Annotated in this window: 22 protein-coding genes; 9 read left to right on the forward strand and 13 right to left on the reverse strand. The window is 40.1% G+C overall.

The window, feature by feature from the left end:
• Positions 1 to 42: 42 nt before the first annotated feature.
• The 4 genes from IAG46_RS01240 (at position 43) to IAG46_RS01255 (ending at position 3,387) form a co-directional block, all read left to right on the forward strand.
• A complete protein-coding gene (locus IAG46_RS01240; protein ID WP_190808503.1) occupies positions 43 to 330 on the forward strand; it encodes a DUF493 family protein in 288 nt (95 codons plus the stop codon).
• A gap of 84 nt (positions 331 to 414) precedes the next feature.
• Positions 415 to 1,068: a DUF4290 domain-containing protein gene (locus tag IAG46_RS01245; RefSeq protein WP_190808504.1), complete on the forward strand. Its 654-nt coding sequence runs from the start codon at positions 415 to 417 to the stop codon at positions 1,066 to 1,068.
• A 15-nt stretch (positions 1,069 to 1,083) separates the two neighbouring features.
• On the forward strand, positions 1,084 to 2,391 hold the full coding sequence (gene murA, locus IAG46_RS01250; protein ID WP_190808505.1) for a UDP-N-acetylglucosamine 1-carboxyvinyltransferase: 1,308 nt from the start codon (positions 1,084 to 1,086) through the stop codon (positions 2,389 to 2,391).
• 186 nt (positions 2,392 to 2,577) lie between these two features.
• Positions 2,578 to 3,387, forward strand: a complete 810-nt coding sequence (locus IAG46_RS01255) for a sugar phosphate isomerase/epimerase (RefSeq protein ID WP_190808506.1) — start codon at positions 2,578 to 2,580, stop codon at positions 3,385 to 3,387.
• On the opposite strand, the gene IAG46_RS01260 is transcribed toward IAG46_RS01255, so the two are convergent.
• From IAG46_RS01260 to IAG46_RS01280, 5 genes are all read right to left on the reverse strand, one after another.
• Positions 3,368 to 4,240, reverse strand: coding sequence for a polysaccharide deacetylase family protein (locus tag IAG46_RS01260; RefSeq protein WP_190808507.1), 873 nt, complete (start codon positions 4,238 to 4,240; stop codon positions 3,368 to 3,370). The genes IAG46_RS01255 and IAG46_RS01260 overlap by 20 nt on opposite strands.
• A 9-nt stretch (positions 4,241 to 4,249) precedes the next feature.
• Complete coding sequence (locus IAG46_RS01265; protein ID WP_190808508.1) at positions 4,250 to 5,251, reverse strand: pirin family protein; 1,002 nt, start codon at positions 5,249 to 5,251, stop codon at positions 4,250 to 4,252.
• A 2-nt stretch (positions 5,252 to 5,253) separates the two neighbouring features.
• A complete protein-coding gene (locus IAG46_RS01270; RefSeq protein ID WP_223826539.1) occupies positions 5,254 to 6,138 on the reverse strand; it encodes a VOC family protein in 885 nt (294 codons plus the stop codon).
• Positions 6,139 to 6,198: 60 nt separating this feature from the next.
• Complete coding sequence (locus tag IAG46_RS01275) at positions 6,199 to 7,626, reverse strand: amidohydrolase (RefSeq protein WP_190808509.1); 1,428 nt, start codon at positions 7,624 to 7,626, stop codon at positions 6,199 to 6,201.
• A 118-nt stretch (positions 7,627 to 7,744) separates the two neighbouring features.
• Positions 7,745 to 9,055, reverse strand: coding sequence for a deoxyribodipyrimidine photo-lyase (locus IAG46_RS01280; RefSeq protein WP_190808510.1), 1,311 nt, complete (start codon positions 9,053 to 9,055; stop codon positions 7,745 to 7,747).
• 203 nt (positions 9,056 to 9,258) lie between these two features.
• On the opposite strand from IAG46_RS01280, the gene IAG46_RS01285 reads away from it, so the two are divergent.
• Positions 9,259 to 10,101: a DUF2911 domain-containing protein gene (locus IAG46_RS01285; protein WP_190808511.1), complete on the forward strand. Its 843-nt coding sequence runs from the start codon at positions 9,259 to 9,261 to the stop codon at positions 10,099 to 10,101.
• A 49-nt stretch (positions 10,102 to 10,150) separates the two neighbouring features.
• On the opposite strand, the gene IAG46_RS01290 is transcribed toward IAG46_RS01285, so the two are convergent.
• The 8 genes from IAG46_RS01290 to IAG46_RS01325 form a co-directional block, all read right to left on the reverse strand.
• Positions 10,151 to 11,857, reverse strand: coding sequence for a sodium:solute symporter (locus IAG46_RS01290; protein WP_190808512.1), 1,707 nt, complete (start codon positions 11,855 to 11,857; stop codon positions 10,151 to 10,153).
• 110 nt (positions 11,858 to 11,967) lie between these two features.
• Positions 11,968 to 14,499, reverse strand: a complete 2,532-nt coding sequence (locus IAG46_RS01295; RefSeq protein ID WP_190808513.1) for a PIG-L family deacetylase — start codon at positions 14,497 to 14,499, stop codon at positions 11,968 to 11,970.
• A 100-nt stretch (positions 14,500 to 14,599) separates the two neighbouring features.
• Positions 14,600 to 15,559 (reverse strand): septum formation inhibitor Maf, encoded by a 960-nt coding sequence (locus tag IAG46_RS01300; protein ID WP_190808514.1) that lies wholly within the window; start codon positions 15,557 to 15,559, stop codon positions 14,600 to 14,602.
• Positions 15,560 to 15,594: 35 nt separating this feature from the next.
• The gene (locus IAG46_RS01305) at positions 15,595 to 16,197 is read right to left on the reverse strand and encodes a Maf family nucleotide pyrophosphatase (RefSeq protein WP_223826540.1); all 603 of its coding nucleotides are present in this window, start codon (positions 16,195 to 16,197) and stop codon (positions 15,595 to 15,597) included.
• Positions 16,190 to 16,717, reverse strand: a complete 528-nt coding sequence (locus IAG46_RS01310) for an HAD family hydrolase (protein WP_190808516.1) — start codon at positions 16,715 to 16,717, stop codon at positions 16,190 to 16,192. Before IAG46_RS01310 ends, IAG46_RS01305 begins: the two co-directional genes overlap by 8 nt.
• Positions 16,701 to 17,462, reverse strand: coding sequence for a Rossmann-like and DUF2520 domain-containing protein (locus tag IAG46_RS01315; RefSeq protein WP_190808517.1), 762 nt, complete (start codon positions 17,460 to 17,462; stop codon positions 16,701 to 16,703). The genes IAG46_RS01310 and IAG46_RS01315 overlap by 17 nt, the downstream gene beginning before the upstream one ends.
• A gap of 86 nt (positions 17,463 to 17,548) precedes the next feature.
• A complete protein-coding gene (locus tag IAG46_RS01320) occupies positions 17,549 to 17,926 on the reverse strand; it encodes a hypothetical protein (RefSeq protein WP_190808518.1) in 378 nt (125 codons plus the stop codon).
• Positions 17,927 to 18,006: 80 nt separating this feature from the next.
• Positions 18,007 to 18,378, reverse strand: a complete 372-nt coding sequence (locus IAG46_RS01325; protein ID WP_190808519.1) for a hypothetical protein — start codon at positions 18,376 to 18,378, stop codon at positions 18,007 to 18,009.
• 61 nt (positions 18,379 to 18,439) lie between these two features.
• On the opposite strand from IAG46_RS01325, the gene IAG46_RS01330 reads away from it, so the two are divergent.
• The 4 genes from IAG46_RS01330 to IAG46_RS01345 all read left to right on the forward strand — a co-directional run bounded on the left by IAG46_RS01330 (position 18,440) and on the right by IAG46_RS01345 (position 25,670).
• Entirely contained in the window at positions 18,440 to 19,156 is a 717-nt protein-coding gene (locus tag IAG46_RS01330) for an RNA polymerase sigma factor (protein ID WP_223826541.1), read from the forward strand.
• A 172-nt stretch (positions 19,157 to 19,328) separates the two neighbouring features.
• A complete protein-coding gene (locus tag IAG46_RS01335) occupies positions 19,329 to 20,654 on the forward strand; it encodes a hypothetical protein (RefSeq protein WP_190808520.1) in 1,326 nt (441 codons plus the stop codon).
• A gap of 265 nt (positions 20,655 to 20,919) precedes the next feature.
• Entirely contained in the window at positions 20,920 to 24,087 is a 3,168-nt protein-coding gene (gene ccsA, locus IAG46_RS01340; protein ID WP_190808521.1) for a cytochrome c biogenesis protein CcsA, read from the forward strand.
• 173 nt (positions 24,088 to 24,260) lie between these two features.
• Positions 24,261 to 25,670 (forward strand): MATE family efflux transporter, encoded by a 1,410-nt coding sequence (locus IAG46_RS01345; protein WP_190808522.1) that lies wholly within the window; start codon positions 24,261 to 24,263, stop codon positions 25,668 to 25,670.
• Positions 25,671 to 25,690: the final 20 nt, after the last annotated feature.

A 25,690-nucleotide genomic window follows, 5' to 3' on the forward strand; every position in this document is an offset into this window, starting at 1 on the left:
AAAAATTGTGAACTAACCCATATATTTGTACAAAATAGCGAAATGGAGAAGGAGAAATCTGATGAATTTTATGCAAGACTCAAGGAGCAGTTGCTGGAAAACACAACTTGGCCATCTAATTACTTATACAAGTTTATCGTTCCTACGGATGAAAAACGGATAGGTCAAATAAATAATATTTTTGACAATACCGGAGCTGTTATTGAATCTAAAAAGTCAAAAAAGGGAACCTATACCAGCATTTCAATCACCGTACACCTAAAAAACCCCGATGAGGTGATAGCCAAGTACAAGGAAGTATCTACAGTTGAGGGAGTAATTTCCTTATAGAGCGGTCGATTGGCATAATTTTCTTAATTTGCAGGCGTTATCGGATAGACTTCCCGGTAATTTAATTTCATTAAACACTTTAGTTTGAATTTAGTAGAAAACATAGAATACAATACGGAGCGTCCTAAACTCCACATTCCCGAATATGGACGTCATTTTCAAAAAATGGTCGATCATGCGGTATCGATAGCTGATAGGGAAGAACGGAACAAGGTGGCTAAGTCCATTATTAGTGTGATGGGAAATCTACAACCCCATTTACGTGATGTACCCGATTTCCAGCATAAATTATGGGATCAATTATTTATTATGTCTGATTTTAAATTGGACGTAGATTCACCATTTCCCATTACATCTAAAGAGGTGTTGCAACAACGTCCAGAACCATTGGAGTATCCGCAAAACCATCCGAAGTACAGGTTTTATGGGAACAACATCAAAAGAATGATAGATGTGGCCATAAAATGGGAACAGGGTGATATGCGCTCAGGTTTGGAATATGCCATTGCGAACCATATGAAAAAATGTTACCTGAATTGGAACAAGGATACTGTTGAGGATACTGCAATTTTTGCCCACTTAAAAGAGTTGAGTGATGGACAGATTGATTTGGCGCCAAAAGGGGAGAATTTGACTGATAGCGGACAATTTCTTAAAAATCGTTTGGCCAAATCCAATAGAAATGGTAGTAATAACAAAAAAGGGCAACGAAACTACAAGGGTAAAAAAAGATATTAATTTCCGAAGGAATTCATGGGAACATTTCGAATAGAGGGAGGCCACCAGCTACACGGTGAAATTACTCCTCAAGGAGCAAAGAACGAGGCACTTCAGATTCTTTGTGCCGTTTTGCTGTCACCAGAGAAAATTACAATTAATAACATACCGGATATCATCGATGTCAACAAGCTAATTGCCCTGCTCGAAGATTTAGGTGTGAAAATCCAGAAAAAAGGAAAGGGGTCTTATACATTTAAGGCGGACGATATTAATCTGGAGTATTTACAATCCGACCAATTCAAACAAGATGGACGTGGGCTTCGAGGGTCCATTATGTTGGTGGGTCCGTTGTTGGCCAGATTTGGCAAAGGATACATTCCTAAACCAGGAGGCGATAAAATTGGAAGAAGACGCTTAGACACCCACTTTGAAGGATTTATTAAGTTGGGAGCAAAGTTCCGATATAATAAGGAAGAATATTTTTATGGGGTAGAGGCTAAAAAACTCCAAGGCACCTATATGTTGTTGGACGAAGCTTCCGTTACCGGAACGGCCAACATTGTTATGGCTGCGGTATTGGCCGAAGGCACTACCACCATATACAATGCAGCTTGCGAACCTTATTTGCAACAATTATGCAAGATGTTGAACAGAATGGGCGCAAAGATTTCGGGTATTGGCTCTAATTTATTGACCATTGAAGGAGTGGAATCTTTGGGAGGAACAGAGCATACTATGTTGCCCGACATGATTGAAATTGGCAGCTGGATTGGTTTGGCCGCCATGACCAAAAGTGAGCTTACCATTAAAAATGTTAGCTGGGATGATTTGGGCCAAATTCCCAATGCCTTTCAAAAATTAGGTATAAAACTGGAACGAAAGGACGAAGATATCTATATTCCCAGGCATGAAAATGGGTATGAGATTCAAAACTATATCGATGGTTCCATATTAACCATTGCCGATGCACCATGGCCAGGATTGACTCCTGATTTATTAAGTATTCTGTTGGTAGTTTCCATCCAAGCAAAAGGAGAGGTAGTCATTCACCAGAAAATGTTTGAAAGTAGACTCTTTTTTGTAGATAAGTTGATTGATATGGGAGCCAAGATCATACTATGCGACCCACACCGTGCTACGGTTATAGGACATGATTTTAAATCAGCACTTAAAGCGACCACCATGGTTTCTCCGGATATTCGCGCAGGAGTATCCTTACTTATTGCCGCTTTGTCCGCCAAAGGAACATCCACCATCAATAATATTGAGCAGATTGACAGAGGTTACGAGAATATTGATGAACGGTTGAGGGCCATTGGCGCAAATATTGTTCGTGTTTAGTACTTTTTAAAATCAGTTTTATCCAATGAAACCCTGTAGGCTTTCGGTGAAATTCCTGTATATTTCTTAAGTGTGGTGGCTAATATTGGAAAGAGCCAAACTCTAATTCATTGACCATTGTGAAAATGGTTTTAAGAAAACAGGGTTTAAATCACTCAGGCGAAAGAATTGTGAGAAACAAATTATATGGAGCTCAAATTTATTTATCCACGTTGGGGCAGCGCTGATATTCCATGGCCACAATTTCTGCAAAAAGTTAAGGAGAACGGTTATGACGGTGTCGAAATTGATTTGCCCTTAAGCACAAAGAAACAAGAGATACTTGCTATCCTAAAGGATTTTGAACTGGACTTTGTTGGACAGCATTGGGAAACCACTGAAGTCAATTTTGAAAAACATAAAGAACAATACAAAAAGCATCTCTATAACTTGGTTGAAGGTAAACCACTTCTAATAAATTCCCACACAGGTAAGGATTTTTTCACTTTTGAACAAAATGCCGAATTGCTCGAGATGGCATTTACCATTGAAAAGGAAGCCGATATTGTTATTACCCATGAAACCCATCGTTCTCGATTTTCCTTTGCAGCCCATGTTTGTCATACCTTTTTAAAAGAATTTTCTTGGTTGAAATTGACATCGGACCTTTCGCATTGGTGCTGTGTGGCTGAAACGTTGCTCGAAAACCAACAGGATGCCGTTAATCTGGCCATTAAGCATACACATCATGTCCATGCAAGAGTGGGGTCGAGCCAGAGTGCACAAGTTATTGACCCAAGAAGTGATGGCTACGCTACTGAGTTGGGGCAATTCAAAAAATGGTGGAAACAAATGCTCTCCAATGCGGAACAGGAAGGACGCGATTATATCACTATTACTCCAGAATATGGCCCCGAGCCCTATGCGTTAAAGCACCCCAAAACAGAACAGCTATTGGCAGACCAATGGGGAGTAAACCAATTCATCAAAAAAAAGATTATTGAAGGTTGGACATGACCCTTCCAACATCTTTCCAGGTAATCAGCTTAGCATTGCTCTTTTTAAGTCGGGATTTTAGCTGATCACTTGTGAATGCATCCAAATCGATTTGCCGCCATTCTGAACCAAAGTTTGGGTGATTTATGGTGATTCCTTTCATTTCCTCATCATCAAATGCCGGATGGATTAAAATGATATTGAGGCCCTCAACCAATTCATCAAAGATATTGCTGTAATACGAGTGAAGTTCACCACTTTCAAAATACTCAAATTTACCAATGTGTACTTTGTTTACAAGCAAGTCATTTTGTGTTATATTCTTATCTGCATCTAACCCGGCCATTTCCATTAGTTGCCGATTTAAGAGTATGGGCAGGTCATATTTTTCACCAAGCTCCTTGTATATTTGCAAAAACTCAGGTTTAGACCCTACACTATACATATGGGAGTCCAAATGAGTTGGTGCCAAACCAAGGCTTAATACTTTTTCTATTTGGGCCATAAGTTCTTTTCTTACTTCGTCTGGATCGGCATTGTTTCTGACCTCATCTCTATTTTTAAAAAAATAACCGTTTTGATCCATTAAGCTTGGAACTTTAGATTTTGGCAAAACTGGTCCGAATTTATAGTTTTCCCACTCGCAGGTTAAGGTCAAGTGAATACCAATGTCATATGTAGGGTTGTTTATTGCAAACTGAGCCGCTTCATAAAACCAGGGACAAGGCACCATAATACTGTAAGAATTGACTATTCCTTTGTTAAGCGATTGAAATGTGGCCCGATTTTCCGAATGTGATAAACCAGCATCATCCGCATGAATAATAAGAAGTTTTGTGTTGTTGGGGTAGCCTAAAGCTTTGGACAAATTCATCAGCAATCACTATTTTTCAATACGATGGCCATCCGGATATAGGGCAAAACGCCCTTTATCCTTGTCATGCACATTATCAGGGTAAGGCCAGGGCCAACCCCCAAATTGGGTTAATTGGTATTCTTCCATGGCCTTTTGAATTTCCTCTTGGGTATTCATTACAAAAGGGCCATATTTGGCCACAGGTTCATCTATAGGTTTACCTTGTAAAAGCAATAGGTGGGCTTTTTGGTTTCCTGTTTTAATGGTGGTGTCTTGAGATGGATCCAAGGCGATTCCGTAGTTTGGATTTATGTTTCGTTCTCCAATTCCGATTTCATCACCTTCATAAAAGTAAAGCGTTCGGGTAACCAATGTATTGGATTTGGGCAAGGTGTATTGGCTATTGGCCTCGATATGGATGTTCCAAATTGCAACTTCATTTTCGGTTTTTGCCGCCCATGAATTTGGCGCGGGATCATTGGCTTGATGACCTCTGTAATTCCCAGCTATCACCTTGATTTGAGCATTTTCCTCATCAATTACAGGAATATCTTCATGCCACAACATTTTAAAATGAGGTTCCACAAACTTGTCCGCTTTGGGTAGATTCAACCAAATTTGAAACAACTCCAACGGATTATCCTTGTCCGTATTGAGCAGTGGGAACATTTCAGAATGCTGCACTCCGCGACCTGCCGTCATCCATTGCACATCACCTTCTCCAAACCTGCCAGCGGCTCCCAAGGAATCGGAATGATCACAATACCCTTTATTGACAATGGTAATGGTTTCAAATCCACGGTGCGGATGGTATGGAAAACCAGGTATGGTCTGTCCATGATACATTCGCCAACCATCTTTTATGGTGAAATCATTCCCAATATTCCTTCCCTTTAACAATGAAGGATCAGGTCCTAATTCGTCATTTCCTTTTGGATAGTGATCTAGGTGATAAACACAGAACAAAAAGGGGTCTTGGGTCTGCCAGGGGAAACCCAGTTGGAACGTTTGAAGTACGGGATCATTCATAATTAATGTTTTGCAGTGTTCACTTCAATCCAGTAACCTTCTGGATCTTGAATGTAGATTTGTTTCACGCCATCAGCACGGTCGGTAACGGCACTTTTATTACCGGGCCAATCGTAGAAATCGATGTTTTTAGAAACCAATCTTTCTATAAAACGTTCCAAATCTTTGACCGCCAAGCATAAATGCATACTCTTGTTTTTTTCGAAAGCTGCAAAATCTTTTTTTATCAAATGCAGCTGTGAGTTCCCGTACATATTGAACCATCGGAAACCAGGCTTATTCTCAGGATGTGGAATTTCCTCAAATCCAAAAACTTCTTTGTAGAAATCCCCGGTTTTCATCAAATTGGTCACCACTAACGATTGATGATCAAAGACAAAATTGGAACGTGATTCATTTTCTGCTTTGAATTGGGTTTTTAGGTACACCTGCTTCCATTGTCCATTTTCATAACTGCCTACAGTAAAATTATAAGTTTGATCGTCAACATATTCCCAATAATCGGTTACTACGGATTCTCCATAGGCGTAGGTATAGATGATATCCTTTCCGTCAGCCTTGACCGTACCTTTGGTGACTCCGCCGAAAACATCGAACTCCCAAAATTCAATAGTATTGGATTCCTTATGAAATTTTCGAATGCCATGGTTTCTTGCACCATAAGTAGTTTGCTCCTGATTGGTGAACCCTTTGGCATTGGAAATAACCAATGTCCCGCCCAAATCATATTCAAATACTATCTCTTGCTTGAATTTTGTGCCATTGCCCCATGCTCCTTCGGCGTACCAACTTTTACCGATTAAATTCTCAAAAACAGACAAGGATTCTTGTCCTTGACCTTGAATAAATATACCCAAGGTCAAAAGCAACATTAACTTTTTTATCATTATAAAACTGTTATTTAAAGATTTGGTTTTGTCCGTTTGTTTACTTGAAATTACAACAGTCTAGTTATTACCAAGCGGTGGAGGACCGTCTATCATAGCTTCATATTTTTCACTTCCCTTTCTGGATTCAAACTCTTCCTTAACCTTGGTAACTAACTTTGGGTTTTCAAAAAGGTCAGCCATGGTCATGGCCATTGCCTTGGAGGCATATACCATTCCCTTGTGTCCAATGCTCATTCCCCCGCAAGCTACTACGGCCCATGAATGCCATGGTGTATCCTTTGGAGCCACGGTAACACTTAAGTTGATGTTTGGTACGTTCCAACTGACATCGCCCACGTCGGTCGAACCTCCTCCAGGGTTCTTTTCTGTTTCCCGTAAAGATTCAATTTTACTATCCATACCTACTTCCGGTTTTCCGGTAGCTTTTTGGATGGCTTTGCCGAAAGCGGTTTCCTCTTCCGTATAGCTAATTGGGCCTAAAAGCTCCAAATTTTTCTGCATGATTTCGCCTCCGGACCGGTTTACCAATACTTCATAAATTCCTGATACCAACGAAATTTTATAGTCCACATTGGCCATGATTGCGGCCCCTTCCGCCATTTTTTTAACGCGCTCATAGGTAGGAAGCATTATTTTTCTTTTTGGGTCGCGTACCCGAACCCATATTTTGGAATAATCCGGAACCACATTGACCACTTTGCCACCATCTTGTATGTGGTAATGGATGCGTGAAGTTGGTCTAATGTGTTCTCTATAATAGTTGATTCCTGTAGTATATATTTCCAGCGCATCTGAAGCACTACGTCCATTCCATGGGTCAGCCGAGGCATGAGCTGCCTGTCCATAGAACTCGACAATAAAATCAATCAGGGAAAGGCCACTTTGCACATCTGCTTCGATATTGGCGCCGGGATGCCAGCTCACATTTACATCTACATCATCCCACAGTCCAGCTTCTACCATCCAGACTTTGGCAAAATATTTTTCTTCAGCCGGTGTACCCAGAAACTTTACTGTTCCTTTAAGCTTTCCAGCTTCAATTTGTTCTTTAATGGCTATCGCAGCTCCTAAACTTGCTGCTCCGAACATATTATGTCCACATCCATGTCCCGGGGCTCCATCAATCCTAGGATTTTTTGTAGGTTCGGTTTTCTGGGAAAGACCTGGAAGGGCATCAAATTCTCCCAAAACACTGATTACAGGCTTTCCCGTACCATAGGTTGCGGTAAATGCCGTGGGAATGTCGGCTACTCCACGGGTTACCTTTAACCCATTTTTTTCTGCATAATCGGCCAACACTTCAGCAGATTTAGACTCGTTGAAAGCTGTTTCTGCCAATGCCCAAATGGAATCGCTAATTTGAATCAGATTTTCTTTGTGGGCCTCAACGGAGGCAATAATCGCTTTTTTGTTTGAACTTAGTTTTTGCGCTGTCAGATTGAGTGAAACCAGACATAACAGTACTAGGATGGTAAATCGCTTCATTTTATATAATTTGAATTAGTCCGTATTGAGGAGGTAAGTATTTTTTTTGGCTCGAACTGCATTACTTCTAGAAACTGCCTTAAAAACAAAACCGGGTATTAAAAATACTGAAAAAGCATCAACCCACCGCTTCTTTGTAAACTTTTAGGCAGCGCTCACGGGCTATTTTATGGTCCACGATAGGCGCCGAATAGGTAAGCTCTTGAAGTTCAGGGACCCATTTATGAATATATGCTTTTTGCGCATCGAATTTATCCATTTGGGTCGTGGGATTGAAAATGCGAAAATAGGGTGCTGCATCAACACCGCACCCTGCAGCCCATTGCCAGTTACCCACGTTGCTGGCCAAGTCAAAATCCAATAGTTTTTCTGCAAAATAGGCTTCACCCCATCGCCAATCTATAAGAAGGTGTTTGCAAAGAAAGCTTGAAACAATCATTCGCACTCGATTGTGCATATACCCGGTGGCATTAAGTTCCCGAATTCCTGCATCTACAAAAGGATAGCCTGTTTTTCCTGCTTTCCAAAGTTCAAATTCTTTTTGATTGTTTCGCCAAACAATACGGTCGTATTTTGGTTTAAAGGATTTGTTGATGGTATGTGGGAAATGCCACAGAATCTGCATAAAAAACTCCCTCCAGATTAACTCGTTCCAAAAAACCTCATTCTTTTCCGCAATAGCTTTCTTTACAATTTTTCTTATAGAAACTGTACCAAACCGAAGATGTGGACCTAATAATGATGTACCTGATTCTTTTGCCGGAAAGTTTCGAGTCTCCTCATAGTTTTCGATTAAATTGGATTGTACGCTATAATCAGAAACGAGAATAGAGGAAGGTCTGAATCCAATATCGGTTAGACTCAGATATGGAATGTCATTAGATTTATATAGATTTTCGAAGTTGGAATATGTATCGAAATCCCTCAAATCATTTTGTGGATTGAATTTAGCCTTCCACTTTTTTTTATAAGGAGTGTACACCAAATATGGATTACCGTCATCCTTGACGACTTCATTTTTTTCAAAAATCACTTGATCCTTAAAAGAATGAAATACGATGTTAGCTTCAACTAGAAGTTGTTTAATTTCCGCATCACGCTTAATGGAATAAGGTTCATAATCGTGATTGGTAAAAACTGAACTTATTCTATATCGGCGTAGCAATTGCGTAAAAACTGAAATAGGATCGCCCAAATACATTGCAATACCGCTTTGAAAATGAGACTGCAATTCACGGTTCATTTTTTGAAGTTGCCCATGAAAGAAAGACACCTTGGCGTCGTTGGTCGGAAGTTTGTCAAGAATTTCAGTATCAAAAATAAAAATTGGAAGCACCTGAGAACCACTTTGCAAGGCATGATAAAACCCAACATTGTCATCCAACCGAAGATCTCGCCTAAACCAAAAAACTGAAATTTGTTGTTTCAAAACACTGATGCATTGGTATAAAAATAATCATTCTGTTTAATACTTTGTTTAATATATTAAACAAAATTTAATTTCATTTAATTAACCTATTAATTTGGTGTTTCTGAACTTCATTTTGAATTGTTCTTTTAAGTGTTTGTTAACAAGTCAACCCTACCTTTATATTTAGCTTTGTTTCACTAACAAATCTAAAATTCTTACAAATGAAAAAACTAGCATTATTTGCGTTTGCTGCTATACTTGCGGTATCTGTTGAAGCACAGTTGGAAACGCCTCAACCTAGCCCTTCTTCTAAACTGAAACAAACAGTTGGACTTACCGAGGTGGAGGTTGAATATTCCAGACCTTCCATGAGAGGAAGAGCAATTTTCGGCGATTTGGTTCCTTATGATAAATTGTGGAGAACCGGCGCCAACAAAAACTCTACAATTACATTTAGTGACGATGTGACTATTGACGGACAGGCAGTTAAAGCTGGTTCTTATGCGGTATTCACAAAACCAGGACAATCTTCTTGGGAGGTGATTTTCTACGCTGATACCAACAACTGGGGAACACCCGGAGAATGGGACGATAGTAAAGTGGCAGCTAAAACCACAGTTGAGGTATATCCATTACCTGTAGATATTGAGACTTTTACCATAACTATTGATGATCTTCACAACAATGGTGCTTCCCTTGGAATGATGTGGGAAAAGGCATATGTAGGTGTAAAATTTGAAGTTCCCACATTGACCAAAGCTCAAAAGAGCATCGAAACTGTTATGGCTGGACCTAGCGCCGGTGATTACTATGCCTCTGCCTCTTATTACTATGAAGAAGGTAAAGATTTGGACAAAGCCAAGGAGTGGATTGGCAAAGCTGTTGAAATGAGACCTGATGCTTATTGGGTAATGAGAAGACAATCTTTGATTTTGGCTAAACTTGGTGACAAAAAAGGAGCTATTGAAGCCGCAAAACAATCAATGGAGGTTGCCGAAAAGGCCGGTAATGCTGATTATGTTAAATTAAACAAGGATTCCTTAAAAGAATGGGGAGCACTCTAAGCTTAGCTTACCATAAAAATTATATGAGCCCACTTTATGTGGGCTTTTTTTATGCTTTTAATGGAGGTTTCCTTAGAAAACTATCAAAGCTTTCTATGAGCATGGCAAGGAAAATCACCAATAGACATCCGAAGGCATTCAACCATAAATAGGACATCCAATCCATATACCATCCGATTATCACGATTACTTGAGTTACAAGAGCGGCTATAAACACAGCGTTACCCTTTACAAACTTAAAGAAGAAGGCCAACAAGAAAATCCCTAGGACATTACCATAGAAAATGGAACCGATTATGTTCACCAATTGAATTAGGTTATCAAAGAGATTGGCCACGCAGGCAATAATTATTGCAATAATGCCCCAAAGCAAAGTGAAACCTTTTGTAGCCAGTACATAATGTTTCTCATCTTTTTCCTTTTTCTGGTTTCTCTTGTATAAATCCAGTGCTGTGATGGTTCCCAGCGCATTTAACTCTGAAGCCGTGGAAGACATGGCCGCCGAAAGAATAACAGCTAAAAGCAGACCAATAAGTCCTGTTGGTAAATTGGTCAGGATAAAATGGATAAAGACATAGTCTTTGTCATTGGTCTCTACTGAATTATCGGCCTGGGATATTAAAGTTTTAGCTGTATCCCTGTTTGCTTTTTCTTTCTCATTGATTTTGATGATATCCTGTTTGGCCTGTTGAATAGCATTGTATTCTTTTAAAGCAAGAGCAGAAGAGAACGAGTTTTGCGCCATTTTCTTTTCTTGTTCCAGTTCCAAATGACCTTGTTCCAGCAATTTGTAGTCCTCAACATATTTAGATTCCATCACAGCTTGAGTGGCGGCTGGATTGAAGTTGAGAGGGGAGGGGTTGTATTGATAGAAAACGAATACCATTGTACCCACCAGCAGAATAAAAAATTGCATCGGAATCTTGAAAATCCCGTTAAAAATCAGCCCCAGTTGACTCTCCCGAACCGATTTCCCGGATAAATAACGCTGCACCTGACTTTGGTCTGTACCAAAATATGCCAAGGCTAAAAAGAACCCACCTGTGATTCCGCTCCAAAATGTATATCGGTTATTGGTGTCAAAGCTGAAATCCAAAATTTGTAGTTTATTATTGGCGCCAGCTATTTTGAGTGCTTCTCCAAAGGAAACCCCAGTTGGAAGCGAACCCAGAATAAAAAAGAAGGCAAAGAACATACCCACCATAATGATGAACATTTGTTGCTTTTGGGTCACACTTACCGCTTTGGTTCCGCCAGAAACCGTGTAAATAATGACCAAAACACCTATGATGATATTCAAGGTGCGTAAATCCCACCCCAAAACTGCAGAAAGAATAATAGAAGGAGCAAAAATGGTGATTCCGGCTGCCAAGCCACGCTGAATCAAGAACAAAATAGCGGTCAAGCTACGGGTTTTTAAATCGAAACGTCCTTCCAACATTTCATATGCGGTAAAAACCTTGAGTTTTCTATAAATGGGAATAAAAACCAAGCAAATTACAATCATGGCCAATGGCAATCCAAAATAGAATTGTACAAAGCCCATTCCATCATGAAAAGCTTGTCCGGGAGTAGATAAAAAGGTAATGGCACTGGCTTGGGTTGCCATAACGGATAGACCAATAGTCCACCATTTGGCATCATTACCACCCATTACATAATCGGTAACATTTTTACTTCCACGGGTTTTCCATACACCGAAACCTACAATAAAGAGCAGCGCACTGCCCAAAACTATCCAATCTAACGTGCCCATTAAGCTATTAGTTATTTTGTGTCATAATGAAGTAGAAAATCAAGATATAGAGAAGGTTAAGAAAGAGTACAATGGAGTATTCCTTCTTCCAGATCATCTTATTTTCCATATTATCCTTTGACATTACTTTCTGATTTTACCTCGCTCTTTCCTATAGAAAGCATGTTTGCAAAAAGTTTATAAGCTCCTGATACTCCTGCAGGCAATTCCCTGAAAAAGCTTAAACCGGTATATATGTAGTGACCGTCACCATATGGTGCGACCAACAAACTGCCTTCAGTTTCGGATTCTCCTTCATCGCCCATGGATAAAATTGGTGTAAATTCCGGACTCCACTCTTTAGGAAAATAAAGCCCTCTTTCTTGTACCCACCCATCAAAATCGGATTCATTTATAGTGTTAGGAAAATTCACAAGTGAATGGTCATTGGCAACAATGCTCACTTTGGCGGTTTCATCGGTTACACGGTCTCTTGAAAGTGTTAAGGAATGGGGAGCGATGTTCTCAAATTGCTTGCTCCATCGTCCCGCTGTGTTATATTGAACAATCATATTTCCCCCATTTGAGACGTAATCAAACAAAACGGGTTGCTTAAACTTTAAATCTTCTACAACATTGTACGCCCGAATACCTACAACAATGGCATCATATTTATCCAAAGAGCCAGTTTGAATATCTTTGGGGTCAATAGCATGCACCTGATATCCGATTTGTTCAAGGCTTTCTGGAACCTTGTCTCCAGCTCCCATTATATAACCGATATGTTCTCCCGATTTTTGAATGTTCATTCGAACAACCTTAGCCTCTGAAGGAAGCAAAATAGATTGTTTTGGAATATGGTCATAGGCAATTTCAATAAGCTCTTTGTTGTGAGTTTTGCTATCAATGTGAACTATAGGAGAAATTTTGCCTTCGCTGTCCTCAACAGGAGGTGTAACCTTAAAGATTACGGATTGTTCTTGTCCCTTTTGTTCGATTGTAAAAGGAATCCTTTTTGGCGAAATACTCCATCCAGCAGGATGCTTCAATGTGACTTCACCCGAAACATTGTTCTTGCCTGCCTTAACATTTACCAAAACATCCTTTGCTTTTGAATCGGAAAAAATCAATACTTTTTCAACAATGGAAGATGTTGCTTCAGGAAGTACAACAAAAGGTTCGTACAACTCACCTTTATCCGGTTTTGAATAGCGGTGGATTACCGGTTTTTTGAATGCAATATCAACACCATTAAAATTCAAAATGAATTCTGCGAAAAAAGCACTTGGTGTTTCCGGTTTGCCAATCATATTTTGATTATCCACGGTATACATGCCCAGACTTCCTGCATTGCTTAGCCAATACGGGCCAGAGTTAGATGTTGACTGCGGCACAGTAAATTCCAATTCGATATTCTCTTTACTATTGTTACCCAAAACTTTGTTTGGACTGAGTTTCGAATCAGTGTCCGCCAGTTTTATCTCTTTTAGAGTGATGGATTGAGCACTTCTGTTCAAGGCTTCAATGTTTATTTTGACATCCCCATTTAGGGTAGTGGAGGCAGATGCTGCGTTGGCCTCCAGATAAAGACCTGCACAATCCAAAATAATGGATCGCAATTCCTCGGATTTAAAATTTTTCCAATGTGCATCCTCAACATTTTGAAGCAATTGATAAGCCTTTACCAACTCGGGAATATGTGTGGATGGATTGGTAAAATCAAAATTATTCTCAACCTCATACAAAATATCACCAATGGCTTTTCCTCCTTTGATGCGTGACCACGAAGTATCAATGCCATCAAATAAATTACTTCCTGAAGGGAGATCTCCCTTCAATAATTCTACATATTCATCTTGCGAACCTCTTGTAGTTACCCGCCCAAAGCCCTGGCAAAGGTGCTGACTACTGGCCATTGATGCTATTTCATTGTTGGAAAGTCCCAATTCGGGATAATAAACACCAACATCCATTTTGATCATTTTGGATTTATCGGCTTTCTCAAAATTTTCGCGGCTTCCATAAAACCACCAAGAGGTATTGAAAAACACTCTTTTGGGCTGCCAAGTATCTGTAAGTTGTAGTTGTTGTGGGTAGGCATTGGGATTGTTGGCCAAATCAAAAGCTTCTACGCTTAACATTGCTGATGAGGTATGATGGCCATGGGTAGAACCGGGAGTTCTATGATCAAATCGGTTGACAATCACATCGGGTTTTAGATTTCTGATGGCCCAAACCACATCGCCAAGCACTTTTTCCTTGTCCCAAATCCGCAATGTTTCATTCGGGTGCTTAGAATAGCCGAAGTCGTTCGCACGGGTAAACCACTGTTCGCCCCCGTCAACCCTTCGCGCAGCCAAGAGTTCTTGGGTTCGAAGTACCCCCAAAAGTTCCCTTAGTTCGGAACCAATCAAATTTTGTCCACCATCTCCTCGGGTTATGGATAAATAGGCTGTTCTTGCTTTGTCGTGATTGGACAAGTAGGAAATAAGCCTTGTGTTTTCGTCATCGGGATGGGCAGCAATGTACAGTGCAGTGCCCAAAAAGTTCAATTTTTGAAGGTTATGATGAATTTCTGTGGAAGAGGGCTTGTTTGGCCTTTGGGCTAAGGAATTTGAAACGACGGCAGTTAAAGTCAGTACACTGACCCAAAAGTTTCGCATACAATTGTTTTTAGTGGTTGCACCAAATATAGAAAGATTCAAACCAGACCGGATGCTATTTAGAACATCTTTAACAGGGTACATTTAAGACATCGCAAGGCTAATTTAGCCCCAAACTGTCTCGCAAGACAACATCATCATTTCCATTTTGCCCCCAATATGCAGTCTTTATGGATTTTAACTTTGTAGCGCGGGTGGTCAACAGCTTCGCTTTTGGGCCAAAACCACTTTTAAATTCCTCGGTCCAACTTTCAATGGTAAATGGAAATTCCGAAGTGAAATTTATGGTCAAGCTTCTTTCAAGATCAGGATAGGTGATTGTATAACTGCTCATGCCACTTTTTGTCGACAAATTTGCCGTAGCACTATATGCCTTAAGTTCTGCATGACGAAGTCTTGCGTATTCAAGTGAAGGAATCATTTTGAGGTTTCCGGTTGGCAAATCCGTTGGGTTGATTCTGATTTTGTTCCAGATTTCATTTTCCAAGAGGTCTTTTTCAAGAGAAACATTTTGGTCCGCTTCGCTTTCAAAATAGGAATGGGAGGTAAATTCAAAATCCTCCCTGTTGTTAATCTGGGAATACACATGTCCACACCATTCTTGGACAGATAAACTAGTTTTTAAGGCATGTTGATTATCATAAACGGGATAAAAAGTGCTCCCCATCACTGAATATGGATAAATACCGGTGAGGTATTTTTTTGTGGAATTCAATTTTAAGACGTTCACATTTTCTGGATTGCTTCGGTCTGCCTTCACCTGCTTTTCTGGTAAAAAGGGCTCTGTGACATAAATCAAAACCGAGTGGCCATCTCGAATCTGACCATACCTTGCCTGTTCCAATTTGTACGATGTGATTTCGGCTTTGCCGCTATACCAATATTTTTTGAAATCCTCAGAAAGTTGTTTTTTCGGTTTAACGGCCTTGGTGATGATGGGTTCATCATTTAGGGCCATTTTTTTGCTGGATGCCTTACTTTCCTCAATACACGAAGTTATTGAGGAAACAATCAACAATAAACCAACTGCGATAAGTTCAATTCGGAAAACCTTTTTCATGCCTTAAGAGTTTTAGTAAAGTTACACATACGGCACTAGGAAACCATATGCATTAACGTTTTGTAAACTAAATGGGTAGGTAGTCCGACCACATTGGTATAAGAGCCTTTTATTTCGGAAATGCCGATCATTCCAATCCATTCTTGAATGCCATAGGCTCCAGCTTTGTCATAAGGTTGGCATCTGTTTATATAATGATTGATTTCTTCATCACTAAAATCCATAAACTTCACAAATGTGATTGCGCTTACCGTTTTTTGGGAAGTCGAAGTTGTGAAACACACCGATGTTATCACTTCGTGCCAGTCTCCCGACAATTTGCGTAGCATCTGGTACGCCTCGTTGGCATTGGAAGCCTTGGCCAGGGATTCATTTTTAAACCAAACCACGGTATCGGAGGTGAGCACAATCTCGTTCTCCTGAAGTTCTTGTTTGAATGGGGTGGCTTTTAGTTTAGCCAAATACATGGAAATTTGCTCGCCTTTTAAGTCTTCCGGATAGACTTCATCAACAGATTTGGGCCTAACTTCAAAATCAAGTCCTAAATCTTCCAGAAATTGTTTTCTTCGGGGCGAACCGGAACCAAGAATAAGCTTATATCCTTTTAGCTTTTCTTTTAACGGATTGCTTTCAGTCATTTTTAGCACTGAAATTATCATTCCAATCACCACGAACCTTCAATACCTGCTCAATGATATCACGAACACATCCGTCACCACCATTTTTATGGGAAACGTAGTCAGAAATAGTTTTAACCTCGGCCACTGCGTTTTGAGGGGATGCAGCAAGTGCCACTTTTTTCATCGCAGGGATGTCAGGAAGGTCATCACCCATGTACAATACATTTTTGGTTTCAATATTGTGAATATCCAAATACTCATCCAAAGGTTCTTCTTTGTGATGGGCGCCCAAATAAATATCGGTAACGCCAAGACCTTTTAAGCGTTCCTTGACCCCCGCATTGGTGCCACCAGAAATTACGCAGATATTATAGCCTTTTTGAAGGGCAGTTTTAACCGCATAACCATCTTTGACATTCATTTTACGAAGCATTTCACCATCAGTTGTAATCAGTACCGAGCCATCGGTAAATACCCCGTCCACATCAAAGACAAAGGTGGTTATTTCACTTAATAGCTCTTTATAATTTTTCTTCATAGACTTTTTTTATGGCTTCACTGAACAATGTGTAAAGTTCGACATGTTTTTGGTTTTTCAATAAACTCAAATGACTTTTTATACTTTGGTCATCTCCTCTTCGAGCGGGTCCTGTTTGTGCTTCAATAGGGGATATCTCTAGAATTTTTTTTGCAGTTTCCTGAATCAAAGGTTGCAAAAGCGAAAACGAAAGCCCCTCTTTTTGACAAATATCCTCTCCAATATGATAAAGATGATTTGTGAAATTGTTTACAAACACCGCTGCGAGGTGTAGTTTTTTGCGTTGTTCTGAATCAATCTGATAAACTCTTCCAGAGACTTCCTGCGCTAGGGCTTGCAAAAGTTGTAACGATGAATCTTGCTTTACTTCTAGACAGACAGGTATGTCCTTAAAATCCAATGGTTTACCTTCTGTAAATGTTTGAAGAGGGTAGAACACGCCTCTATTCGGTATTGGAATGCAATCCATCTCCTTGGCTCCAGATGTATGGACAACAATTCCCTTTTTTGACGAAAGATGCTCTGCAACCTGCACAATGGCATCGTCCTTTACAGCTATAATATAGACATCAGCATCTTTAATTTCTGAAGGAATCGAGCAGGTTGCAACTTGCGGCTGAAATCGTTTTAGTTTTTCGGCATTTCTACCATAAACTTGTTCAATCTTAACATTTGGTGCGGAGATAAAAGCATCAAATAGATGTTGGGCCAAATTGCCTGTTCCAAGAAGGATTACGGAATACATGAATCAAAAATAGCCAACAGGAAACAAATGGATAAAAGAAAAGCCACCTAATTTAGGTGGCTGATTCAGTTTTAAACAGGAATTGCTCAGGCACAAGCTACAGTAACATCATGCCTATGGGCATTTCCGGTAGTAGACTCCACCGTAATCTGACTGTTGCTTTGCAACGAGTTAAAATGACTTGTGGTAAGTTTAACCTTGTGATCATGCCCAGAACCTCCTTGAATGGAATATTCTTTTTCCACCCCGGCAGCGACATCTTCTTTTGATACAAGAAGCGTGTGACCATGGTTACTGGTAATTGTAATCGCATTGGCACCATTTTCGGAACAATCACGCGCACTGGGATCAATGTTGGGATCTCCATTGGCACTGTCATCATTTGAGCAACCTAAAATCGAATACGCAGGCACGGCCACGAGCATGGCCCCTGCAGCTTTTTTGATAAAACTTTTTCTGTTCATTTTCATAGGATTTGTTTTTTTAATTAATTAAGATACTGATAACTAGTTGGATAGAAAGAAGTTGCTCTGTTAAATTATCTTTAGGTAGCTTCGGGACTATACAGTTTGGCCAAAGCAAATGCGCCTACGGCCATTACCAAATCTCTAACCGCTACATCAATGTATTTGCCACTAAAAACCAGGACTAAAGCGATTGCAATCAACCAAGACATTACAACCAATGCGCCAACTTTTGGTTTAACGAAGACAAGAATTCCAGCAATGATTTCGATGACCCCTACAATCATCATAAAAGTTCCTGCTTCCAAAGGGAGCATATCTGAAAACCCAGCCGAAACATATTGTCCCCAGTCGGTCAACAGGTTAGTGAACTTGTCCAGTCCGGCAATAATTGGGACTAAACCGTAGGTATACTTTAACACGGATTTTACCAATGTAATATTTGACTCCATAATTTTAAGTTTTAATTTTAGATAAGGGAGTACCAAAAAGGTTACAAAATTTTGTAACTATTTGATTAAAACTGCATCTAAAGGCAAAGCAGGAGCAATGGAACCAATTCAAATAAGCAATTTTAAGCATCATAAACTACCTGAATCCGAGATTATTAAACGTATTCTATCCGGAGAGAGGGAATTGTATGAAATACTTTTGAGAAGGAACAACCAGAAACTCTTCAGGGTAATCCGTAGTTATATAAAAGATGAATCGGAGGTTGAGGATATAATGCAGAATACGTATTTAAAGGCATTCGAGAAATTGTATCAGTTTAAGCATTCCTCCGCTTATGGAACCTGGTTGATTCGAATTGGAATCAATGAAGTGCTTGCGCGATTAAAAGAAAAAGATAGGGTTGTTCATCTCTACCAACGACCTTTTGAAGCTAAACAAAATACTATTTTGGAAATACCCGATAAAAGTCAATTAAATCCCGAAAAGCGTATCATAAGAAACGAGGCAAAACAACTTTTGGAAAATGCCATAGATTCTTTGGATACAAAATATAGGACAGTTTATATCCTCAAAGAAATTGAAGAAATGTCAATCAATGATATTTCGGACTGTCTAAAAATTTCCAAATCCAATGTAAAAGTTCGTTTGCATAGAGCCAAAAACACATTAAAAGAAAAGCTTTATGAGCTAACAAACAACAAAGAAGATGTGTTTGGATTTGGTTTTAGCCGATGCGATAACATAACTGATAAGGTAATGGCAGCTATACTTCAATAGATATACATCCATCAGCCTGTAAAAACTTCTCGAATTTTGTAACCTTTTATCTTGTTTCCTATCAAAAGATAGAAGCAGAGCATAACACATGCAACCAGTTTTTGTTTGCTCATGGTTCAATTGAATGGCATCAAAGCCATTTATTGTTGAAACCTCAAAAAATCTATCTGTTATGAAAACGAAAAAAATACTTGCCCCATTGCTGCTTTTGGCAGTTTTAGTGTTGTTTGTAAGATGCTTCAAAGGAGATAATGGCCCTGACATTAGGGAGTTGATCATTCCACCACCGATTGAGTTGGATTTGAACCCCACTTTGGTTGCTAAAGGCCAGGATATTTTTAGGTTCGACACCTTTGGAGATGAATCCTTTTGGAGTGGCGTACTCAAACTTGACAAGGCAGTTTTAGGAGAGAACAATGGAGGGTTTGGACCAGGAGTAAGTCCTAATACGGCTTTGGCTGTGGGACTCAAGGTTGATGTAGATGCCCTACCACAAAATATATTGGATGCAATCGCATCTGGAGATGTAGACCTAGATGATCCAGCCACGACCGCTGCTCTGTTGAGTCTTAATGCGGTAGTTGGGGTGAAGGGCAATTTCAATGATGCTGGCGACTTAATATCTATGGGAATTTCCTGTGCACTTTGCCATTCTACTGTAGACGATTCTTTTACTTCAGGAATTGGAAAAAGACTGGACGGATGGCCAAATCGAGACCTTAATGTAGGAGCCATCATAGGAATTACGGATAATGCTCCGTTGGCCGATTTGCTTGAGGTTGACGTGGCTACATTGAATTCGGTATTGAATGCATGGGGCCCTGGTCGTTTTCCAGCAGCTCTGCTAATAGATGGCAAGGCCACCAAACCAGATGGATCAATCGCGGCCAACCTTATTCCACCGGCACATGGACTTCAGGGTCTTGAAAAGGCAACCTATACGGGATGGGGAGATATCACCTATTGGAATAGGTTTGTTGCAGTTTTAGAGATGGGAGGGCAAGGTAATTTTGCAGATCCAAGATTAAATGATCCAGTCCAATTTCCGATAGCTGTTAAAAGAGGAGCTTTTGATGTCATGGTCGATGAGGATTTAGTGGGCCCAAAACTGGAGGCGCTTCGCGAGTACCAGCTTTCACTTTTGGCACCAGAACCTGAAGCAGGTAGTTTTGATGTAAAAGCAGCCATCCGTGGAAAAAAAATATTTGAACACAAAGCAAAATGTGTGGGCTGCCATCCGGCTCCGGTTTTTAGTGATGATGAACTTCACTTGCCAGAAGAAATTGGCATTGATGGCTTCGAAGCTGATAGATCGCCCACCGGTAAATATAGAACCCCGCCACTTCGTGGCCTCTTTGCAAAAGCCAAAGGCGGATTTTTCCACGATGGCAGGTTTGCCAATTTGGATGAAGTAATAGATCACTATAACAATCATTTTAATCTTCGTTTGAACACTAGACAAAAAAGTGATTTAAAAGCATATCTAAGTGCACTATGAAGGGAAGAAAATTGCAGCTATGAAATAGAAAGTAATGATGTCTTCCAATTGTCCCTTTTAGGAGTGTTTGGGCCTCAGGGCGGAACTCTTAAAGGGACAATTTTTATTTTGAACTCATACTACTGCCACTCTAACTGCTGGCATCCTAAAAATATGCGGACATTCTGTTCTTTCCTTTTATGACCCATATAAATCGGGAGGGGGATTATATGGATTTTAACCATTTAGTAGCTACCTTTGTGGCCTTTTAACTAGACTTCCTGTTATGCTGGAAAAACTTTCCAAAACCCTGTTCTCAACACGATTAATGGCCGTCCTTTTTTTAGTTTTCGCAACAGCGATGGCATTTGGAACCTTTGTGGAAAGTTGGTACAGCACCGAAACCGCCAGAATCTATATTTATAATACCACCTGGTTTGAGGTGATCATGGTCTTTTTTATGATCAACTTTATCGGAAACATTTTTCGGTACCGACTTTTAAACTGGAATAAATGGCCCGTGCTTACCCTTCACTTATCTTGGATATTGATAATTGTTGGCGCATTTGTCACCCGTTATATCAGCTATGAAGGAATGATGCCCATACGAGAAGGAAACGTGGAAAAGCGTTTTTATTCCGATAAAACATACCTCACTGCTTTTGTCGACGGGGAAATCAATGATGAAACCAAGCGTAAGGTCTTGGAAGACGATTTGATTGTTACCGCCGAGGGGAAGCGTTCCAGCCTTCCCTGGAAATCTGATTTTAATGGACAAGCTTTTACCATTTCCTATGTCGATTTTATTGACGGTGCCGAAGAGGGATTGATTCCGGATGAAAATGGGCAGGAATACTTAAAAATTGTCGAAGCTGGAGATGGACAGCGTCACGAGCATTATTTGGAAAACGGAAAAGTGGCCAGCATTCATAATGTGTTGTTCGCACTGAACAAGGAAACCCCGGGAGCTATTAACATTTTTGCCGATGCAGACAGCTATCAAATAAAATCACCTTTTCAAGGAGCTTTTATGCGTATGGCGGACCAATTTCAAGGTGAGGTTGTAAACGATAGTCTTCAAACGCTACAATTAAGATCACTTTACACCATGGCCGGAATGCAGTTTGTTATTCCTGAACGTGTAGTTAAGGGAAGTTATGGCATTGTAAAGGTTCCTGAAAATGAAGTTACAGAAGCTACCCAAGATGCATTGGTTGTTTCAATTTCAGTCAACGGGGAAACCATTGAACAAAAATTATTGGGAGGTAAGGGAACATCCAATTATTCAGACAAAATCAAAGTTGGCGGACTGGATTTTTCATTAAGCTATGGTTCCAAAGTGTACGAACTACCATTTGGGATTCGATTAAATGATTTCATTGCGGAAAAATATCCCGGAACAGAAACAGGCTATGCCTCCTTCATGAGCAGGATTACCGTGGATGATGAACGTCCTTTTGATTATGACATTTATATGAACCATGTTCTCGATCATCAAGGATATCGATTTTTTCAATCCAGCTTTCATCCAGATGAAAAGGGAACTGTTTTATCCGTAAACCACGACTTTTGGGGCACATGGATAACCTATATTGGCTATTTCTTGCTTTATATTGGTTTAATGGGAATCATGTTTTTTGGAAAGACACGTTTCCGGGATTTACAACAGGCGCTTGAAAAGGTAAAGATTAAAAAAGCGACATTGTCTTTGGCAATTTTCATGGTTACAGGTTTTGCCTTGGCCCAAGAAGAAGCAACAGATGGACATGAGCATGCCAACTTGCCAACAACGGCCCAGGTCGATTCCATAATTATGTCCAGTATTGTATCCGAGGAACATGCGGAAAAATTTGGAGCACTGGTGATTCAGGATGAAGGCGGTCGGATGAAACCCATTCATACCTTCGCATCTGAGGTTTTGCGCAAATTAAGTGGAAAAAGCACCTATAACGGCCTAACCGCCAATCAGGTGTTTTTGTCTATGATGATGAATCCTGGAGTGTGGTACAATACGGAGTTCATAACATTGGCCAAAAGAGAGAACGACAGTATTCGGAATATCATAGGTGTTCCTAAAGGAACCAAATATGTAAAGGCTACCGATTTTTTCGATTCCAAAGGCAATTTTAAGATGAGGTCTTATGTCGAAAAAGCCACATCCACAACCAATCCATCAAACTTTGAAAAAGATTTTAAAAAGGTTTTTGAAAGATTAAGCCTATTGGACATTGCCCTTAGCGGACAGATCATAAAAATATTTCCATTGTTGAACGATGAAAACAACAAATGGATTTCGGCAATAGAATATCGCTCCGGACAATATCAGGTTTCCGATTCATTGTATTCCAATTTCATAAAGAATGCAATGCCCTATTATCTCGGGACATTAAAAACTTCCATAGCATCAGACGATTATTCGCAACCCGATAAATTGTTGGAAGCTTTTAAACAAAATCAAAAAAATCACGGAGCAGAGGTCTTACCGGATGAAAAAAAGATTAAGGCAGAAATATTATATAACAAGCTCGATATTTTTAATCGTTTGTATATGTATTACGCTTTGGTTGGAGTAGTGTTGTTTTTTATTCTGATACTTCAAATTTTTAAGAAAAGAAAGGTATTGGATGCAGCGGTTTACCTCTTAAAAGGAACCATAGTACTGTTCTTTATTTGGCACACTGCCGGTTTGGTCATGCGATGGTATATTTCTGGACATGCTCCGTGGAGTGATGCTTATGAAAGTATTCTCTATGTTGCTTGGGCTACGGTAGGCATTAGTTTGGCTTTTGTGAAGAAAAGTGAGTTTGCGGTGGCCTGTGGTGCTTTTGGAGCATCACTGTTATTGGCTGTGGCCCACCAAAGTTGGGTTGATCCAGCTATTGCAAACCTTGTTCCTGTATTGGACAGTTATTGGTTGATGATTCATGTTGCAGTGATTGTAGGTAGTTACGGCCCCTTAACAGTGGGGATGATTCTCGGGGTTGTTTCTTTATTACTTATCATTTTGACCACCAAAAAGAACAAAGCACGAATGGAGCTGAATCTACGAGAGTTAACCATTATAAATGAATTGGCTTTAACTGCAGGATTGGTTATGCTTACCATAGGTAACTTTTTAGGTGGGCAATGGGCCAATGAAAGTTGGGGAAGATATTGGGGCTGGGACCCCAAAGAGACCTGGGCATTGATTTCAATCATGGTATATGCTTTTGTGTTGCATATGCGTCTAGTTCCTGGATTACGAAGTAAATGGACGTTCAGTTTTGCTAGTATCATTGCCTTTGGTAGTATTATGATGACTTATTTCGGAGTCAATTTTTATTTGGTTGGCCTTCATAGCTATGCTAGTGGAGATCAAGTTATCACACCGTCTTTTGTATGGTATGCCCTATTGGGAGTGTTTATTTTAGGCGGAATAAGTCTTTGGAGATACCGGGTCAATTATGTTAAATAATTACGGAAAATAACCCCGTCTTCAAAAAAAATCCCATATTTGCGCCATTATGAAGTTATAGAATTATGTACGCAATAGATGTCACCATTGGCTTTAAGCCAAAAAAGTAACCGAAAGCACTTCTTTCGGACTTGTGACATTTACACTCTTTTCTCACACATAGTTCTTTTATAATGACAAACTCAAATACATATTCTTTTAAAAAATTAATTAATTATTTCTGGATAGCTGTTACCGGAAAGGAAACCGAATTCACCTCTGGAAGCATTCGTAAGGCTATATTCATGCTTTCCATTCCAATGATTTTGGAAATGCTGATGGAATCCATTTTTGCGCTGGTTGACATTGCCTATGTTTCCAAAGTAAGCGTGAATGCCGTTGCCACTATTGGTTTAACAGAATCCGTGATCACCCTGATTTATGCCTTGGCCATTGGCTTGAGCATGGCCGCCACTGCTGTTGTTGCCCGTAGAATTGGCGAAAAAGATGTTCAAGGCGCAAGAATTGCAGCTGTACAGGCCATTGGCCTGGGAATTTTGATTTCCATTGTTCTTGGTATAGTAGGGATTTTGTTTGCGAAAGACATATTGGCCTTGATGGGAGGGGAACCTGACCTCATAGAAGAAGGATACGGATATACCAAGCTGCTCATTGGTGGAAACATTACCATCATGTTACTGTTTTTGATCAATGCCATATTCCGGGGAGCTGGAGATGCATCTATTGCCATGTGGACTTTGGTGCTTTCCAATGGTCTCAACATTATTCTTGATCCCATTTTCATTTTTGGCTGGGGCCCAATTCCAGAATACGGAGTGATGGGTGCCGCCATTGCAACCAATATTGGTAGAGGTACTGCTGTGTTGTTTCAACTTGGAATCTTGTTTTTCGGTTGGAGCAAGATCAAACTTGTTGCCAAAGACCTTGCCTTGAATATTAAGGTCATGGTCAATCTGATTAAAGTTTCATTGGGTGGAATTGCCCAGTTTTTGATTGGAACTTCCAGCTGGGTTTTCCTGATGCGAATTATGTCGGAATTTGGTAGTGAAGTATTGGCAGGATATACCATTGCGATTAGGGTTATCATGTTCACCTTAATGCCATCTTGGGGAATGAGCAATGCCGCGGCCACTTTGGTTGGCCAAAATCTTGGAGCGCAAAAGCCGGATAGAGCAGAGATTTCTGTTTGGAAAACAGGAAAGTACAATGCCTATTTTATGGGATTGGTTTCCTTGGCTTATTTATTTTTTGCTAAGTCAATAGTTTCATGGTTCAACAATACCCCTAGTGTTGTGGAAAATGGAGCACTATGCCTTCAGATAATTGCAGCGGGTTATATATTCTATGCCTATGGAATGGTTGTTACGCAAGCCTTCAATGGGGCAGGGGATACCAGGACCCCAACAAAGATTAATTTCATCTCATTTTGGCTGTTCCAATTGCCGGTAGCCTATGTTTCGGCCCTGGTGCTGGATTGGGGAGCTATAGGTGTTTTTATCGCTATAACCTCGGCTGAAGTGCTGTTGGCGGTAATGGCCATAATATGGTTTAAAAAAGGAAACTGGAAGCGTGTTCAAGTATAGGTGGTTTCGTATCTTTAGCT

Source organism: Flagellimonas sp. S3867, assembly GCF_014698935.1.
Classification (GTDB): Bacteria; Bacteroidota; Bacteroidia; order Flavobacteriales; family Flavobacteriaceae; genus Flagellimonas.

What these genes read in the sequence shown, in the direction of transcription:
- IAG46_RS01345 (WP_190808522.1), top strand. Translation starts at nt 24,261, where the DNA reads ATGACAAACTCAAATACATATTCTTTTAAAAAATTAATTAATTATTTC.
- IAG46_RS01260 (WP_190808507.1), bottom strand. Translation starts at nt 4,240, where the DNA reads ATGAATTTGTCCAAAGCTTTAGGCTACCCCAACAACACAAAACTTCTT.
- IAG46_RS01240 (WP_190808503.1), top strand. Translation starts at nt 43, where the DNA reads ATGGAGAAGGAGAAATCTGATGAATTTTATGCAAGACTCAAGGAGCAG.
- IAG46_RS01305 (WP_223826540.1), bottom strand. Translation starts at nt 16,197, where the DNA reads ATGACTGAAAGCAATCCGTTAAAAGAAAAGCTAAAAGGATATAAGCTT.
- IAG46_RS01255 (WP_190808506.1), top strand. Translation starts at nt 2,578, where the DNA reads ATGGAGCTCAAATTTATTTATCCACGTTGGGGCAGCGCTGATATTCCA.
- IAG46_RS01320 (WP_190808518.1), bottom strand. Translation starts at nt 17,926, where the DNA reads ATGAACAGAAAAAGTTTTATCAAAAAAGCTGCAGGGGCCATGCTCGTG.
- IAG46_RS01290 (WP_190808512.1), bottom strand. Translation starts at nt 11,857, where the DNA reads ATGGGCACGTTAGATTGGATAGTTTTGGGCAGTGCGCTGCTCTTTATT.
- murA (WP_190808505.1), top strand. Translation starts at nt 1,084, where the DNA reads ATGGGAACATTTCGAATAGAGGGAGGCCACCAGCTACACGGTGAAATT.
- IAG46_RS01300 (WP_190808514.1), bottom strand. Translation starts at nt 15,559, where the DNA reads ATGAAAAAGGTTTTCCGAATTGAACTTATCGCAGTTGGTTTATTGTTG.
- IAG46_RS01295 (WP_190808513.1), bottom strand. Translation starts at nt 14,499, where the DNA reads ATGCGAAACTTTTGGGTCAGTGTACTGACTTTAACTGCCGTCGTTTCA.
- IAG46_RS01265 (WP_190808508.1), bottom strand. Translation starts at nt 5,251, where the DNA reads ATGAATGATCCCGTACTTCAAACGTTCCAACTGGGTTTCCCCTGGCAG.
- IAG46_RS01315 (WP_190808517.1), bottom strand. Translation starts at nt 17,462, where the DNA reads ATGTATTCCGTAATCCTTCTTGGAACAGGCAATTTGGCCCAACATCTA.
- IAG46_RS01325 (WP_190808519.1), bottom strand. Translation starts at nt 18,378, where the DNA reads ATGGAGTCAAATATTACATTGGTAAAATCCGTGTTAAAGTATACCTAC.
- IAG46_RS01275 (WP_190808509.1), bottom strand. Translation starts at nt 7,626, where the DNA reads ATGAAGCGATTTACCATCCTAGTACTGTTATGTCTGGTTTCACTCAAT.
- IAG46_RS01310 (WP_190808516.1), bottom strand. Translation starts at nt 16,717, where the DNA reads ATGAAGAAAAATTATAAAGAGCTATTAAGTGAAATAACCACCTTTGTC.
- IAG46_RS01285 (WP_190808511.1), top strand. Translation starts at nt 9,259, where the DNA reads ATGAAAAAACTAGCATTATTTGCGTTTGCTGCTATACTTGCGGTATCT.
- ccsA (WP_190808521.1), top strand. Translation starts at nt 20,920, where the DNA reads ATGCTGGAAAAACTTTCCAAAACCCTGTTCTCAACACGATTAATGGCC.
- IAG46_RS01270 (WP_223826539.1), bottom strand. Translation starts at nt 6,138, where the DNA reads ATGATAAAAAAGTTAATGTTGCTTTTGACCTTGGGTATATTTATTCAA.
- IAG46_RS01335 (WP_190808520.1), top strand. Translation starts at nt 19,329, where the DNA reads ATGAAAACGAAAAAAATACTTGCCCCATTGCTGCTTTTGGCAGTTTTA.